The following is a 15,062-nucleotide window of genomic DNA, read 5'->3' as shown; positions in this document are numbered from 1 at the left end:
GGACCCGTCAGATCCGTACGGTCAGCACCGGTCTCGCCGGATCCTCGTTGTCCACGACCAGTTGGGCGCGCTCGCGTGGGCGCACCTCGTCGAGATATCGGCGCTCCCCCGGCAGGTACTTGGTGTGGTATCGGTGCTCCGCCTCGGCCGCCGAGCCCATCCAGGTCTGGTCGCGGGCGACGCCCCGACGCAGCACGGTATCCAGGCCGACGTCGACGTAAATCCGCAGATCCCAGTACCCGTCCAGCTCAGGTCGTTGCAGGAAGACCCCGTCGGCGAGCAGGACGGCGTCGTCGGGGGCCGCCCGCGGCACGTCGTCGGCGGGCGTCACCCCGGCCGGATCCAGCAACGCGGTGCGGTAGCGGCGGTTCCCGCCGGGGCCGAGGGGCAACAGCAGGCGGTCGCGGATCGCCGCGTTGTCCCAGGAGTCGAGGTAGTAGCTTTCCGGCGAATCCATCGGGTACGCGGTGCGCAGCGCGACGGCACGCTTGAAGTAGTCGATCCCGACCCGGATCACGGTTCGCTCGGTGCGGGCCCGCAGCACCTCCGCCAACTCGTCGGCCAGCGTCGTCTTGCCCGCCGCCGAGCAGCCGTCGATGGCCACCCGGACCGGGTGCGGCCGGATCACCGACAACACCAGCCGCGACAACTCCGCCAGCAGCTCCGATCGCTCACCCATGCGGCTTCCCCCAATTGTTCTGCCGGGCTGGACCTGATCGCTCAGCTCGTGCGGGTGCGGATTTCCCGGCGGCGGCCGTCACCGTCTGACTTCCTCGCCACGGTCAGCTCTGCTCGGGTGCCGGTCCGTTGTCGTTGAAGCGGAAGCTGCTCATCGGGTCGGAGTCGCCCAGCTCCTCCAGGATCAGCCCGGAGTTCGAGGAGTGGAAGAGGTACGCCGAGCTGTTGCTGATCACGTACGCCTCTTCGGTGCCCTCGACGGGGGCGATGGTGAACCGCTGGTGCGCCTCGTTCTCGTCGCAGTCGGCGCCCTGCACGACCAGCGGCTGGCTGTTGCCCGGGTTCTGCACCTGCCAGCAGGCCGGCTCGCCGGTGCCGGGCCCGCCACCGGCGCCCCGGTACGACCTGATCAGAAATTCCTGCCCGCTCAGCGGCGTCGGTACGAAGAGTTGCCGGCCCTCGTCGCCGTCTACCAGGCCCAGCCGCCCCTCGTCGGTGAGCGACAGGCCGCCCTCGAAGCCGTCGACCAGGGTGATGGTCACCTGCCGGTCGCCGGAGAGCACCGGCGAGTTCGCCGCCGGCGCCGAGGTGGCCGGTGCGCTTTCGGTGCGGGCGGCGGAGGTCGCTGCGCTGGTCGGGGTGGCGGTCAGATCGGAGGTCACGTCGTCCGAGGAGGTGCCGCCGCAGGCACCCGTCGAAACGGCCAACGCCACCAGACCGGCTCCGGCGAGCCAGTTACGCATCGACATCATCGCGCTCCTCTCGCAGCGGCGGCCGACCGGCCGACCGGCCGGTGCACCTCAACCACCGCTGTCGCTTGGGTAACGACGTACCCAACCGGGACAACTCCCCACACCCCCGGCGCGGCCGATGGCGATCGCGTCCTTCTGTCGCGACGGCGAGCGCGTTGACAATCAGCCGAACGCGGCCAGGAAGGTGTCCACGGCGGCATCGGCGATCTCCTGCTGCTCCGCCGCCGAAGGGGCCCGGGTGCCGTACCGCGAGCGGCGCTGCAACGGTCCGGTGATCAACGCCAGGAACTGCTCGGCGGCCAGAGTCGGGTCGGTGATCCGCAGCCGGCCGGCCAATGCCAGCCGGGCGAGGCGGTCGGCCAGCGCCTCGGCGAGCCGATCGGCGTACGGCCCGGCTCCGGTGTCGAGGAGTTCGGGGAACCGCGACGCCTCTGCGTACAGCAGTCGCCGCAGGGCCCAGGCTCGTTCGGCACAGCCGGACCGGGCGAGTTCGCTGGCCACACGCGACAGGGCGGTACGCACATCCGCTTCGGGATCGGCCAGCCGGCCGAGCGCCGCCAGCTGCTGCTGAAGATGCGCACCGGAGGCCGCCTCGATCGCGTGCCGGAAGAGGTTCTCCTTGTCGCTGAGGTGGTTGTAGACCGTGGGCTTGGCCACTCCGGCCGCCGCAGCGATCTCCTTGACGCATGCCTGCGCGTACCCCTTCTCGGCGAAGACGACGAAGGCTGCGTCGAGGATGGCGTGTCGCTTGTCGATCCGCCCGCGCCGGGTCGAGCCGCCGCCGTCCGTACGACCTGCCACATCCGCCACGCGGCAAGCTTACGCTGTCCAACAAGATGAACCGGCAGGTTCAATTCTTTGTACCCACCCCTTGAGGGCCGCCAGCCGACCGACTAATTTGAACCCGCTGGTTCATTCTGTTTGGTTGAGGAGTTCAGGTGAAGCGCTCGGACGATCGGCTGGACCCGGCGCTGCTCAGGCTGGTCGGGGTCGTGCTGCTCGGCGGCATGATGGGCATCCTCGACGGCACGATGATGGCCGTCGCAATCGACACCCTCACCGCGACGTTCGACACTTCGGTCAGTGCGATCGGCTGGGCATCCACCGGCTACCTCCTCGCGCTGACCAGCACCATCCCGATCACCACCTGGGCGGTCGACCGCTTCGGTGCGAAGCGGTTGTGGCTGGCCGGGCTGGCGCTGTTCCTGCTGGGCTCGTTGGCCTCGGGTCTCGCCTGGAACATGGCGAGCTTGATCGCTTTCCGCCTGGCGCAGGGTGTGGGCGCAGGCATTCTCGATCCGCTGGTGCTGGTCCTCCTCGCCCGGGCGGCCGGCCCGCAGCGCGCCGGGCGGGTGATGGGTCTCATGGGCGCCGTACTGCCCCTGGGGCCAGTGCTGGGGCCGGTCCTCGGTGGCGCGCTGCTCGACACCGCCGGATGGCGCTGGATGTTCCTGGTGAACATCCCGATCGGCTTGCTGGCGTTCGCGCTAGCCCTCCGCGTGGTGCCGGCCGACAACCCGGACCTGACCACACGCCATCGCCTGGACCTCGTGGGACTCACCCTGGCCGGTCCCGGAGTGGCCGCGATCGTGCTGGCCCTCTCCCAGGTCGCCGCAGCCGGCGAGTTCGCGGCATGGCAGGTACTGACGCCACTCGCGGTTGGCGTCGTCGCGCTGCTCGGCTACGCCCGACACGCCCTGGGGGCGAGGAAGGCACCACCGCTTATCGATCTACGCCTCTTCCGCAGCCGCGGCTTCGCCGCCAGCGTCACCGTTCAGGGGCTCGTCGGTGTCGCCACCTTCTCCACGCTGTTCATCCTGCCGCTGCACTACCAACAGCAGTACGGTCACGCCGGTGCCGCCCTGACCGCCGGACTGCTCGTCGCGCCGATGGGGTTGGGTTCCGTGCTGGCCATGCCGGTGGCTGGCCGGCTCAGTGACAGCGTGGGCGCACGTCGCCTGGCGCTTCCGGGAGCGCTGGTCGCCTTCCTCGGAGCAGTGGCGCTGGCCCAGACCGGCGACGGGAGCGCGCCCCGGTTGGCCTGGTGGGCCTTTGTCATCGGCGCCGGCCTCGGGTTCGTCGGTGCCCCCACCATGGGCTCGCTCTACCGCACGCTGCCCAGCCACCAGGTGCCCCAGGGCAGCTCGGTGCTGTACATGCTGAACCAGTTGGGCGCGTCGATCGGCGTGGCCGTGATCGCACTGCTCATCGACGTCGTGGGCGGAACCGACCCGGCTCGCGGATTCCGCGCCGGATACTTGTGGATCGCCGGCTGCGCGTTCGTCATCCTCGCTGGCAGCAGCCTGCTGCCCGGCAGCCCCGACGGCACCAGCGGCGCCGGAGGTGGGCGGCGGCCGGCGTCGGAGTCACCGGACGGCGTGCCTGCCGCCGGCGACGATCCGGTTGTCCGCCGTTGACGATCACTCATGCATACTAGGTATGCTCCTCCCCCATGCGTTCTGAACCTGAGCACCGGCGGGTGGCTCTCGTCGCGGTAGTCGGCGGCTTCCTGCTCGGCTTCCTCGACTTCGTCTGGATCAAGTACCTGCCGTACCCGGTCGGCAACCTGGGCAACTCCAGCGCGGTCTGGGCGGTTGCGGCCTTTGCCTTCGGTTACTGGGTGCGGTCGGGTCGGTGGCGGGCAGCGGCCGGCGCGGCGGTCGGGCTCGTCGTGGCGGTGCCCAGTTACTACGTCGCGGCGGCACTCATCCAGGGTGACAACTGGTCCATGGTGTGGGCGCCCACATCGCTGCTCTGGATGTCCTTCGGCGTGCTGGCCGGCACGATCTTCGGCATCGCCGGCACCTGGGCCCGGGACGCGGGCTGGCGGTCGGTGGTGGGAGCCGCGCTACCCGGCGCGGTGCTGTTCGCCGAGGCGGGGCTGGAGGTCCGCCGGATCGGTCAGCCGAGCTACGGGATCGATCCACTCTGGGACGCCCTGCTCAAGACCGCGCTCGGCCTGCTGGTCGTGGCCCTGGCCGGCCGGACCAACCGGCAGCGAGGGCTCGCCCTGGCCACGGCCGTACCGCTGGCCCTGGCTGGCCTCGCCGCCTTCCTCCTGGCCGGCTTCCGCTGACCCGCAAGCCAGCCGCGACCCGCCGCCCGAAGCCAACCGCGGCGCGCCGTCCGGACCCGGCCGCGACCCGCCGTCCGGACCCGGGTGGTGGCGCGGCTCAGATCCGGCAGGGCATCGACTTGGCACCGTTGACGAAGGCGGACTCCAGCCGCACCACCGGACCGGTCTGCTGCAACGTGGCCAGGTGCGGCCCGAGCGCCTCCAGCAGCAGGGTCAGCTCCAACCGGGCCAGGTGCGCGCCGAGGCAGAAGTGCGAGCCGATGCCGAAGGCCAGATGCGGGTTGGGCGTACGGGCCAGGTCCAGCCGATCGGGGTCATCGAAGACCGTCTCGTCCCGGTTCGCCGAGACGTAGTAGAGCACCACCTTGTCGCCGGCCCGGATGTGCGCCCCGGCCAACTCGACATCTTTGGTGGCGGTACGCCGGAACTGCATCACCGGCGAGACGTAGCGGACCAGTTCGTCGACGGCCGTACCGAGCAGGCCCGGCTCGGCGATCAACCGGTCGCGTTGCGCGCGATGTTCGACAAGCGCCCGGAGGCTGCCGCCGATCAGGTGGCGGGTGGTCTCGTTACCGGCCACGATCAGCAGCAACCAGAACTGGCAGAACTGCCGGTCGGTGAGGCCACCGGCGACCGCGAGCCGGCTCGCCAGGTCGTCGCGTGGGTGGTTGCGCCGGTCGTCGGCGATCCGCAGCGCGTACTGGAACGCCTCGAAGAACGTCCGGCGGTACGCGTCGACGTCGGCACCGCCGTACTCGGGATCGTCGAAGCCGACCAGGTTGTTGCTCCACCGGTAGAACAGGTGCCGGTCCTCGCGCGGCACGCCGAGCAGGTCGGCGAGGACCAGCAGCGGAAGCTCCGCGGCCAGGTCGGTGACGGCGTCGAAAGTGCCCCTGGCCCGTACGTCGGCGACGACCGTGGCGGCGTGCGCGGCGATGCTGTCGCGCAGCCGGGACACCGCCCGTGGGGTGAACACCGACGACACGACCCGGCGGATCCGGGTGTGCTGCGGCGCGTCCATGTTGATCAGCAGTTGTCGGGTGAACTCCAGGTCGGCCCGGGTCCGAGGGTCGACCAGGAACGCGCCGCGCTCCCCCGACGAGAAGATTCCCGGTTCCCGGGACACCGTGTTCACCGCCGCGTGCGTGGTCACCGCCCAGTAGCCGGGACCCCGCTCACGGACCAGTCCGGCCGAGCTGTGCCGCAGCCGCTCGGGCTCCTCGACCCAACTGACCGGCGCCTCGCGGCGCAGCCGGGCGAACTCCGCGTACGGCACCGCGTGCCCGTACGTCGACGGGGCCGCCAGCGCCACCTGACCGGTCATCGGCTCCCCCAGCGCCGCCGCAGCTCGGCCTTGCGCAGCTTGCCGCTGGCGTCCCGGGGCAGGGCGGAGACCACCCGGTACGCGCGCGGCACCTTGAACCCGGCGAGGTGCCGCCGGCAGTGCGCCTCCAGCACGGTCGCCAGGTCGTCGCCCGCCTCGGCGGTCGGGTGCGGCTCCACCAGCGCCAGTGGACGTTCGGCGAACTCCGGGTCGGGCACCCCGATCACCGCCGCGTCCAGCACCCACGGGTGCCGCAGCAGCACCGCCTCGATCTCCGCCGGATAGATGTTGACCCCGCCGGAGACGATCCGGTCCTTCGCCCGCCCGACCAGGTAGAGATAGCCGTCCTCGTCGAGGTGGCCCAGCTCGCCGTAGGTGAAGGTGCCCGGACCGAGGTGCGCGCGGGCGGTGGCCTCGGGTGCCCGGTGGTACTCGAAGCCGCGACCGGCGGCCCGGCGCAGGAACACCCGGCCGGTCACCCCGGCCGGCACCGGACGGCCGTCGTCGTCGACCACGAGCAGTTCGGTGTACGGCGCGGCCCGGCCCACGCTGCCCGGCCGGGCGAGCCACTCGGTGCTGTCGATGAGCGAGGCCACCCCGCCCTCGGTGGCACCGTAGTACTCCAGCAGGATCGGCCCCCACCACTCGATCATCGCCCGCTTGACCTGCGGCGGGCAGGGCCCACCGCCGTGCCACACCACGTTGAGCCGGTCGGCCCGGAAGGTGTCCCGGACCTCCGGCGGCAGCCCGAGCAGCCGGATCAGCTGCGTCGGCACCAGATGGCAGGCGGCCACCCGCTCGGCGGCGAGCGTGGCGAGCACCGCCGCCGCGTCGAAGCGCTCGTGCAGCAGCAGCCGGCAGCCGCGCAGCAGCGGCATCAGCGCGAAGTACAGCTGCGACGAGTGGTACCAGGGTCCGACCTGGAGCACCGACGCGCCGTCGCCCGGCACCCGCAGCACGCTTGCCGCGTAATCCAGCAGCCGGGCCAGCCGGCGCGGCGAGGCACCCTCGACGAACAGGTTGTTGCGTACGCCGCGCGGCTGGCCGGTGCTGCCCGACGTGTACATCATGATCGTGCCGGAGAGCTGATCGTCCGGCTCGGTGTCGCGGGTCTCGGCCAGCAGCGGCTCCACCGCGCACAGCCCCGACCGGTCACGCTCGCCGGTGACCAGCCGGACCCGGACCCTGGCAGGCTCGGGCAGGGCCGCCACGCTCTCCGCCGCCAGCGCCGCCGTGGCCGGCTCGGCGAGCACCGCCGCGCACCCGGCGTCGGCGACGATCGCCGCCGCCTCGGCCGGGGTCAGGTGCCAGTTCACCGGTACGATCACCAGCCCGGCGTGCAGGCAGGCCAGGATCGCCTCGAACGTCTCCACCCGGTTGCCGATGACCATCGCCACCGGGTCGCCCCGGCCCAGTCCGAGCCCGCGCAGCAGGTGCACCCAGCGGTTCACCCGCGCGTCCAGGCCCCGCCAGGTCCGCGTACCGCCGGGGCCCACGATCGCCTCGTCGTCGGGCCGGGCGGCCACGATGGAGGTCAGGTACTGCGCCATTCCCGCCTCCCGATCAGTCCAGCAGGTCGGGTTGCCGGTGCACGATCTCGTCGTACATCGGTCGGAAGTTGATCCGGCCGACGCCCGGCGTGCCGATCGTGGCGTACGTGCCAAGCGCCTCGGCGTGGCCGATGAGCACCGGCGGGCCGACCGCCTCGGCCAGCAGCTGCACCTGGCAGCAGCGTTCCATGCTGATGAACCACCACGCCGCCTCGCCGACCGAGGCGCCCACGGTGAGCAGCCCGTGGTTGCGCAGGATGACCGCGCGCCGGGCGCCGAGCGCCGCGGCGATCCGCTTGCCCTCCTCCTCGTCGGCCACCCCACCGTACGCGTCGTAGAGCGCGTGGTCCTGGTAGAACGCGCAGGCGTCCTGGGTGATCGGGTCGAGCAGCCGGCCGGTGGTCGACCAGGCCCGGCCGTGGATCGAGTGGGTGTGCGCGGCGGCCACCACGTCCGGGCGGGCCGAGTGGATGTGCGAGTGGATCGCGTACCCGGCCGGGTTGATCGTGCGGTGCCGGGACCGGCCCGTCTGCACCACCGCACCGGCCGCGTCCACGAGCAGCAGGTCGCTGGCGCAGACCAGCCCGAAGTGCAGCCCGAACGGGTTGATCCAGAAATGGTCGGGCTGCTCCGGGTCGCGGGCGGTGACGTGACCGCCCGCGCCCTCGTCGAAGCCGAGCCGCGCGAAGATGCGCAGCGTGGCGGCGAGTTGCCGCTTGCGGTGCAGGCGCTCGTCGGCGGGACCGCGCCGGGTTCGGTTGCCCTCGGTCATCAGCCACATCCGCCGGCGGTGTCGGTGTCGTAGCCGAACTCGGGCTCGTCCCACAGCTCGACCGGTACCGGCGGTTCCTCGGCGGTGGGCTCCGGGGTGACCGCCACGGTAGCGGCGTTCGGGTCCTCGCTCATCGGATCTCCTTGCCCTCTCGTGCCGGGTCGACCCGGCCGGCGCTCTCCTGCCACACCCGCAGGAACGCGTCCAGCCGGTCGTATCCCCAGAACCGGTGCGGCCCCAGCTTCAGATAGGGCACGCCGAAGATGTCGTCCTCGTACGCGGTGACCAGACCGGCCACCCCCTCCGCGCGGATCTCCGGATCGTCCGGCGCGTGCGCGGCGAGTTCCGGATCGACGCCGGCCCGGGCCGCTGCCGCCCGGACCACCTCCGGATCGCAGATGTTCTCGCCCCGACCCCAGCGGGCCGCGGTCAACTCGTCATAGAACGGGTCGGCCCGCCCCAACCGACGGGCCAGCAGCCAGGCCAGGTGCGGCAGGTCCCACCAGGGGTCCCGGTCGATCGGCCAGGCCATCGGGATGCCCAGGGTGCCGGCGAGCCGTTTGGTGTCCATCAGGATGTAGCGGTGCTTGGCCCGGCTCATCTGCACGTAGTGGAAGGTGGCGTCCCGGTCGTCGAGCATGGCCGAGGTGGTGTGGTCCGGGTCGAAGTACGGGATCCATTCGAGCTCGGCGCAGACCTGCGGCGCGGCCGTCCGAAGCCGGTGCACGGTGAGCCAGCTGTACGGGCTGCGGAACGAGAAGTAGATCCGGGGGCGGCGCTTCACGACCCGCTCCGGCCGGTCAGCACGTCGGCGATCTCGCCGAGGTTGGCCAGCGAACCCGCCTGCGGGCCGGCGCTGATCGCGTAGCCGTGCAGGATCGTGGCGGTGGCGGTGTGCACCGGCTGCCCGTCGCGCAGCACGTGGCAGTCCATCCGGGCCTCGAACATGGTGTCCCGCAGCACGTCGCCGACGGTGAGCGTGGTGTGCAGCGTCTCCTCCATGTGCACCGGCGCGAGCTGGCGTACCCGGGCCCGGGACACCACCGGGATCCAGGACCGCTCGGCCAGCAACCGACCGACGGAGATGCCCCGGTCGGCGAGGAAGCGGTCCACCACCTCCTCAAGCGCCCGGACGTAGCCGGAGTGCTGTAACCGGTCGGTGAAGTGGCAGTAGAAGTACGGCACCCGCCAACTCCAGCGGAAGTCCCCCGGCTCGGGCTGCGGTGCCGGGGTGACCGCCTCGGCGAAGGAGGCCACCCGCAGTTCCCGGTACGCCTCCGGCACCGGTGCCGTGGCCACCCCGATCGCCTCGGGGATCAGCGCCACGGTGAGCTTGCCGCGCAGCACGGTGACGGTGCCGCCGTCGCGTTCGGTGGTGAGCACGACCGAGAACCTGCGCCCACCGATCCGGGTCACCTCGGCCCGGACCTCGTCGTCGACCTCAAGCACGGCGGGCAGCTGCACGGACGAGTCGATCACCTCCCAGCCGAGCCCGTGCTCGTGCAGCAGCCGGTGCGGTCCCAGGTCCCGATCGCGGAACCACTGCAACACCGCCGCCTCGGCCAGGTACATGAAGTGCTTGAAGCCGATCCAGGTCCGGATGTTCGCGCCCTCGTACCCGGGCCGCATCGACAGGCTGGTGCGCTCCGGCATGGTCGTGGTCATGGCCTCCCCCTCGCCGCCCCGGTCCGAGCCGACGGGAGCACCGCGAAATCGGTCACGAACCGGCCGATTTCGCCGGCCACCGGGTCGGCCCGCCGGACGTGACAGAAATGGTCGTAGCTCTCGTCCACAAGCACCCGTGCGCCGGGCATCCGCTCGGCCAGCACCTGCGGCGTCCGGCGGACGAGCGTCGGATCCGCGCCGCCGATCAGGAACAGCGCCGGTGCCGCGATGGCCGGCAGGTCCAGGTAGGAGCTGGCCACGAACTGGTCCAGCGCGGCCAGGAAGCCGGCGGGCCCGATCCGGGCGGCCACCACGTCGATCATCGCGTCGAGCAGTTCCGGCTCCAGCCGGTCGGCACGCGGCCCGATGGACACCCGGACGGCCGCCCGCAGGTGCCGGTCGAAGCTGATCCGGGACCGCTCCACCACCGTCCAGTCCACCGGCTCGGTGACCGGCCGGAACAGCGGGCAGATCAGCACCAGCCCACCGGTGACCAGTTTGTCCCGGGCTGCCAGGTCCAGCGCGGCGGTCGCGCCGTAGGAGTGCGCGATCACCAGGTCGGGAGCGCGGTCCAGGCGGTCCAGGTGCTGGCGCAACCACCGGGGCGGCAGCGCCTCGTGCCGCCACCGGTAGTCGTTTCCGGCCCGCCACGGCAGGTCGAGGGCGACCAGCCGCCAGGCCGGATCGAGCCGGCGGGTCAGCGGTCGCCAGTTGCGCCAGCTGTCCTCCAGGCCGTGCGCGAGCACGACCAGGGCACCGTCCGGCGTGCCCTCGTTGAGCACGCGCGGCGCGCGACGGTGATGGTCAGCCACGGCCACCGCCGTCGCTCGCGGGCCGGACCAGCGCCCGCCGCACCGGACCGCCGACCGGGCCGCAGCCGACTCCGATCCCGTCCGGGCGGGTCGATTCCGCGCCGGCCAGCAGTTCGGCGGCGAGGGCCACCGAGACCACGCCCTGCCCGCCGTGACCGTCACCCCAGTGGGCGGCCGGATCCCAGCCGTCGGGCCCGATGATCAGCTCGGGTGTTCGCGGCCAGTCGGCGCCGGTGGCCAGGACGTCGAGCCGCACCCCGCGCCGGTCGCGGGTCAGGTCGGACGGTACAGCCAGGTCGGGCCGGTCCGGTCGGTCCGGTCGGTCGGGCTGGTCGGATTGGTCGGGCTGGTCGGGCTGGTCGGGTTCGAGGATGACGCAGGCGGCCCCGGCCCGCAGCGGATGGCCGTACTCGCCGGCGGCGTGGATCGCGCTGGCCACCTCGTCCGCCGGTTCCGCGCCGACGACCACGACCCGCCGGGCCCGCCGGCCACGCAGCAGCAACGCCGCCATCGCCAGCCCGTCCAACCCGGCGGTGGCGCCGGTGCAGATCATCAGGTTCGGCCCACCGAAGCCGAACCAGAGCGCGACCGTGCTGGCCACGACGTTGCTTGAGGCGTTCGGGGCGGCCAGCGGGCTGACCGCCCGGCCGCCCTCGGCGGCCACCGTGCGGGTCACCTCCGCGACCGTCGCCACGTTGCCGAGGTTGCCGCAGGCGACGACGGCAACTCCCGGGTCGACCTCGACGGCCGGCCGGTGCCCGGCCGGCAGCCCGAGGGCCCGGTGCACGGCGCAGAGCGCCAGCAGGGTGGCCGGTTCCTTGTAGAGCAGCCCCTTGCGACCCAGCAGGTCACGCGCCCGCTCGGGCGGGGTCGCGCCGCCGACGGCGAGCGTACGACCGTCGGCGAGGCCGGTCGCCGGACGGTCGCCGGGCAGGTGCAGACTCCACGCGACGATCCGGCTCATCCGCACCCCGCGATGATCGAGACGGCGTTCACGCCGCCGAAGCCGAAGGCGTGCACCTGGGCCAGCCGTGGCTGTGCCGTCCGCGCCGAGGTGACAAAGCGCAACTCCTTCCCGGCGGCCAGCGGGACGTCCAGGCCGACGATCGGCGGCACCGCACCGGTACGCAGCGCACGCAGCGCCACGTCCACGTTCACCAGACCGGCCGTCCCGGAGGTGTGGCCGAGCGCGCCCTTCACGGCGGTGACCAGCGGATCTCCCCCGGCGGCGAGGTTGACCCGGCGCAGCGCCTCGCACTCGGCCGGGTCGTTCAGCGCGGTGCCGGTGCCGTGCGCCACGACCAGGTCCACGTCGGCCGGGTCCACGCCGGCCCGGGCCTGCCCGTCGCGGATCGCCCGGCTGATGCCCGCCACGTCCGGCGCGGTCTCGTGCCGGGCGTCGCAGGACAGGCCGGTGCCGAGCAACCGCCCCAGCGGCACCGGCCCGGCCGCCCTCCGCCCGTCCGGGACGCTCGCGGTCGACGCCCCCGAGCCGGTGGCGGCCCGGGTTTCCGAGCCGGTGGCGGCGTCCTCGGGCACCAGCACCAGGGCCGCCGCGCCGTCGCCGAGCAGCACCCCACGGCGGTGCTCGTCGAAGGGCCGGACCCGGTCGGTGGGTTCGTCGGCGACCCGGCCGATCATCGCCAGCATCGACTGGGTCATCCCGTCCACGGCGGCCACCACGACGGCGTCCGCGTCACCGGCGGCCAGCAGATCCTGCCCCAACGCGAGCGCGTGCAGACCCGCGCTGCACGCGTTGACCAAAGTGATCACCTCGGCGAGCCCGGGTAGCACGGCACGCAGCACCGGACCGAAGTGCAGCCGCTCCGGCGACACCGGCGGCCCGGTCAACGCGAACTCCTCCACGGCGGTGAGTTCCCGCAGGCCGGTGCCGACCACGGCGACCACGCGTTGCCGGGTGAGGTCCAGCCGGGCCGTGCGTACCGCCTGGCTGACGCAGCCGGCGAGCCAGTCGCTCGCGGCGAACCGGCGCACCGGTTCGGCCGGCAGGTGGTACCCGTAGGCGACGTTCACCCTGGTCGGGTCGGCCGCGCGCAGCGGGGCCCGGCCGTCGACGCCGGCCAGCAGCGCGGTGAACGTCGCCGCGCCGTCGCCGAGGCAGGTACGCACGACACTCGCCACGATCAGGTTCGGCGCGGCCCGGTCAGGCACGATCGGCGGCACGCGCCCACCCCCGCACCAGGGTCGCCCCGGCCGCGCCGTCCGGACTCGTCGCGGTCAGCAGTCCCAGCGCGCCGTCCGGCAGGATGCCGGCGCGTACCTGGGCGAGGAAGACGGCCAGCCCGAGTGCGCCCGCCGCCGCGTCGCACTCGCCCCACCAGTGCCCGGCCCAGATCCGCGCCGGGTGGTGGCCGAGCAGCACGGCGGCGGTGGCCTCGGCGGTGGCGTCGCAGTCGCCGAGGATGACCGCCGTGACCTCGGCCGGGGACCGGGCCGCCTGCGCGAGCACCCGCCGTACGCAGGCGGCCAGCGCGTCGGCCGGATCAGGCGCGAAGCCGGTGGCGAGCCCGAGGATCTCGGCGTCGCGATCCAGACCGGGCGCGTCGGCGCGCACCGCGAACACCGCCGCGCCCTCGCCGGTCGGTCCGCCGTGACGCCGGTGCACCCACCAGGCCCGGTGCGCGCTGAACTCCTCCACCGCCCCGGCGAGCAGGACATCGGCGGCACCCCGCACGATTGTGGTGTGGGCGTACCGCAGCGCCGACACCATCGCCAGCGGACCGGTCGCCACTGTGGAGTTGACCCCGCGCAGCCGGTAGCGGATGGCGACCTGACCGGCGGCGCAGTTCATCACCGTGTTCGGAAACAGCACCGGGTTGACCAGGTAGGGCTTCTCCTGGACCAGGGTCTCCCGGCTGTAGTCGCTTGTGGACCGGAAGCTGCCGAGCGTGGTGCCGAGCACCACACCGGTGCGCGCGTCGCCGTCGGGACCGCCGACGATCCCGGCCGAGCGCAGCGCCTCGCCGCAGGCCACCACCGCCATCGCGGTGGCCCGGTCGTAGAAGCTGGTGCCCTTGCGGCCGAGCAGTTCGCGGACGTCGAAGTCGGCCGCGAACCGGTGCGCGGCGGGCGGCAGCGGCTCACCGGCGAAGCTCGCCACGGACGCGCCGGGGAGCTCACCGGCCGGGTCGGCGGTGGTCGGCAGCAACGCCGCACCGACCCCGTCCGGGTGCACCGCGCCGGTGCCGATGATCGCGAGCGGGGTCATGCCGCCGTGCCGAAGACGACGATCGCGTTGTTGCCGCCGAACGCGAAACCGTTGTTCTGGGCCACCCTGATCTTGGCGGGCCGGGCCTCGTTCGCCACGAAGTCGATGTCGCCGAGGCTCTGGTCGGGGTGGGTGAGGTTTATCGTCGGCGGCAGGAAGCCCTGCTCGATGGCGAGCACACTGGCGATCGCGCCGAACCCGCTGGCCGCGCCCATGGTGTGCCCGATCATCGACTTGACCGAACTGACCGGTGGCGGCCGACCGTCGAACACGTCCCGCAGGGCGGCGATCTCCACAGCGTCGTTTGCCTGCGTGCCGGTCCCGTGCGCGCAGACGTAGTCGACCTCGTCGGCGCTGACCGCCGCGTTGCGGTGCGCGGCACGGATGCACTCGGCGATGCTCGACCGCTCGGGCGCGACCGGGTGGGCGGCGTCGCAGTTGTGCCCGTAGCCGCGTACCTCGGCGTAGCCACGCGCCCCGCGCGCCTGGGCGTGCTCGGCGCTCTCCAGCAGCAGCACCGCCCCGCCCTCGCCGGTCAGGATGCCGCCGCGGTCCCGGTCGAACGGCCGGCACTCCCGCTCGGCGAGCGCTCCGAGCCGGTAGAAGCCGGCGTGGGCCCACCGGCACACCGAGTCGGCCCCACCGGCCAGCATGACGTCCGCGTCGCCGGTGGCGATCAGGTCGTAGGCGTACCCGATGGCGTAGTTGCTCGCCGAGCAGGCGGTGGCGATGGTGACGGACTCGCCGCGCAGGCCGAGTTCCGCGCTTACCGCGTGGGCCAGCCGGGCCGCCGGCAGTTGGCGCAGCGCAACGGCGTCCATGGCGGCGAACCCGCCAGTCACCCGCTGCGCGGTCAACTGCTCCATCGCCACCGACTCGCCGCTGGTGGTGCCGATGGCCGCGCCGGCCCGGTCCGCGTCGATCGCCGCCAGGTCCAGGTCCGCGTCGGTGACCGCGAGTCGCGCCGCAGCCGCCGCGAAGAGGCTCGACCGGCCCCACTGGCCGACATCGAGGGTACGCAGCAGCGCGCCGGGGTCGAAGTCCGGCACCTCGCCGGCGTGCCGGTGCGGGAAGCCCTCGGCGTCGAAGCTGGCGATCGGGGAGATCCCGGACCGTCCGGCGCGCAGCCCGGCGGCGAACGGCCGCACGCCGATGCCGATGCTGGAGACCGGGCCGAGGCCGGTCACCAGCACCCGACGCAGGG

At 72.9% G+C, this 15,062-nt stretch carries 16 protein-coding genes; 2 read left to right on the top strand and 14 right to left on the bottom strand.

The features are described 5' to 3' along the window. Window positions 1-7: 7 nt before the first annotated feature. The 3 genes from QQG74_RS14850 to QQG74_RS14840 all read right to left on the bottom strand — a co-directional run bounded on the left by QQG74_RS14850 (window position 8) and on the right by QQG74_RS14840 (window position 2,240). The gene (locus tag QQG74_RS14850) at window positions 8-679 is read right to left on the bottom strand and encodes a uridylate kinase (RefSeq protein WP_341720873.1); all 672 of its coding nucleotides are present in this window, start codon (window positions 677-679) and stop codon (window positions 8-10) included. Window positions 680-782: 103 nt separating this feature from the next. Continuing rightward, entirely contained in the window at window positions 783-1,430 is a 648-nt protein-coding gene (locus tag QQG74_RS14845) for a hypothetical protein (RefSeq protein WP_341720872.1), read from the bottom strand. A 162-nt stretch (window positions 1,431-1,592) separates the two neighbouring features. Then, entirely contained in the window at window positions 1,593-2,240 is a 648-nt protein-coding gene (locus QQG74_RS14840; protein WP_341720871.1) for a TetR/AcrR family transcriptional regulator, read from the bottom strand. A 128-nt stretch (window positions 2,241-2,368) separates the two neighbouring features. Between QQG74_RS14840 and QQG74_RS14835 the strand changes: the two genes are divergently transcribed. Together QQG74_RS14835 and QQG74_RS14830 are read left to right on the top strand one after the other, a co-directional pair. After that, entirely contained in the window at window positions 2,369-3,847 is a 1,479-nt protein-coding gene (locus QQG74_RS14835) for a DHA2 family efflux MFS transporter permease subunit (protein ID WP_341720870.1), read from the top strand. A gap of 35 nt (window positions 3,848-3,882) precedes the next feature. Continuing rightward, on the top strand, window positions 3,883-4,506 hold the full coding sequence (locus QQG74_RS14830; protein WP_341720869.1) for a DUF6518 family protein: 624 nt from the start codon (window positions 3,883-3,885) through the stop codon (window positions 4,504-4,506). Window positions 4,507-4,603: 97 nt separating this feature from the next. Here the strand turns inward: QQG74_RS14830 and QQG74_RS14825 are convergent, their stop codons facing one another. Genes QQG74_RS14825 through QQG74_RS14775 form a run of 11 tightly spaced genes read right to left on the bottom strand, consistent with a single transcriptional unit; the run spans window position 4,604 to window position 15,060 of the window. Beyond that, window positions 4,604-5,830, bottom strand: coding sequence for a cytochrome P450 (locus QQG74_RS14825; protein ID WP_341720868.1), 1,227 nt, complete (start codon window positions 5,828-5,830; stop codon window positions 4,604-4,606). Further along, entirely contained in the window at window positions 5,827-7,380 is a 1,554-nt protein-coding gene (locus QQG74_RS14820) for an AMP-binding protein (RefSeq protein ID WP_341720867.1), read from the bottom strand. Before QQG74_RS14820 ends, QQG74_RS14825 begins: the two co-directional genes overlap by 4 nt. Before the next feature lie 13 nt (window positions 7,381-7,393). After that, window positions 7,394-8,152: a class II aldolase/adducin family protein gene (locus QQG74_RS14815; protein ID WP_341720866.1), complete on the bottom strand. Its 759-nt coding sequence runs from the start codon at window positions 8,150-8,152 to the stop codon at window positions 7,394-7,396. Beyond that, window positions 8,152-8,286, bottom strand: a complete 135-nt coding sequence (locus tag QQG74_RS14810) for a hypothetical protein (RefSeq protein ID WP_341720865.1) — start codon at window positions 8,284-8,286, stop codon at window positions 8,152-8,154. Before QQG74_RS14810 ends, QQG74_RS14815 begins: the two co-directional genes overlap by 1 nt. Beyond that, a complete protein-coding gene (locus tag QQG74_RS14805; protein WP_341720864.1) occupies window positions 8,283-8,936 on the bottom strand; it encodes a DsbA family protein in 654 nt (217 codons plus the stop codon). Before QQG74_RS14805 ends, QQG74_RS14810 begins: the two co-directional genes overlap by 4 nt. Then, the gene (locus QQG74_RS14800; RefSeq protein ID WP_341720863.1) at window positions 8,933-9,817 is read right to left on the bottom strand and encodes a thioesterase family protein; all 885 of its coding nucleotides are present in this window, start codon (window positions 9,815-9,817) and stop codon (window positions 8,933-8,935) included. Before QQG74_RS14800 ends, QQG74_RS14805 begins: the two co-directional genes overlap by 4 nt. Then, window positions 9,814-10,629, bottom strand: coding sequence for an alpha/beta hydrolase (locus QQG74_RS14795; RefSeq protein ID WP_341720862.1), 816 nt, complete (start codon window positions 10,627-10,629; stop codon window positions 9,814-9,816). The genes QQG74_RS14800 and QQG74_RS14795 overlap by 4 nt, the downstream gene beginning before the upstream one ends. Continuing rightward, window positions 10,622-11,593 (bottom strand): beta-ketoacyl synthase N-terminal-like domain-containing protein, encoded by a 972-nt coding sequence (locus tag QQG74_RS14790; protein ID WP_341720861.1) that lies wholly within the window; start codon window positions 11,591-11,593, stop codon window positions 10,622-10,624. Before QQG74_RS14790 ends, QQG74_RS14795 begins: the two co-directional genes overlap by 8 nt. Next, window positions 11,590-12,813, bottom strand: a complete 1,224-nt coding sequence (locus tag QQG74_RS14785) for a beta-ketoacyl synthase N-terminal-like domain-containing protein (RefSeq protein WP_341720860.1) — start codon at window positions 12,811-12,813, stop codon at window positions 11,590-11,592. The genes QQG74_RS14790 and QQG74_RS14785 overlap by 4 nt, the downstream gene beginning before the upstream one ends. After that, window positions 12,794-13,858: a beta-ketoacyl synthase N-terminal-like domain-containing protein gene (locus tag QQG74_RS14780; RefSeq protein ID WP_341720859.1), complete on the bottom strand. Its 1,065-nt coding sequence runs from the start codon at window positions 13,856-13,858 to the stop codon at window positions 12,794-12,796. Before QQG74_RS14780 ends, QQG74_RS14785 begins: the two co-directional genes overlap by 20 nt. Beyond that, window positions 13,855-15,060: a beta-ketoacyl-[acyl-carrier-protein] synthase family protein gene (locus QQG74_RS14775; RefSeq protein WP_341721239.1), complete on the bottom strand. Its 1,206-nt coding sequence runs from the start codon at window positions 15,058-15,060 to the stop codon at window positions 13,855-13,857. Before QQG74_RS14775 ends, QQG74_RS14780 begins: the two co-directional genes overlap by 4 nt. Between the last annotated feature and the right edge of the window lie 2 nt (window positions 15,061-15,062).

The organism is Micromonospora sp. FIMYZ51, from assembly GCF_038246755.1.
In the GTDB taxonomy this organism is placed as follows: domain Bacteria; phylum Actinomycetota; class Actinomycetes; order Mycobacteriales; family Micromonosporaceae; genus Micromonospora.
Note: the sequence above shows the minus strand (reverse complement) of the source record. Positions and strands in the feature narration are given on the sequence as shown.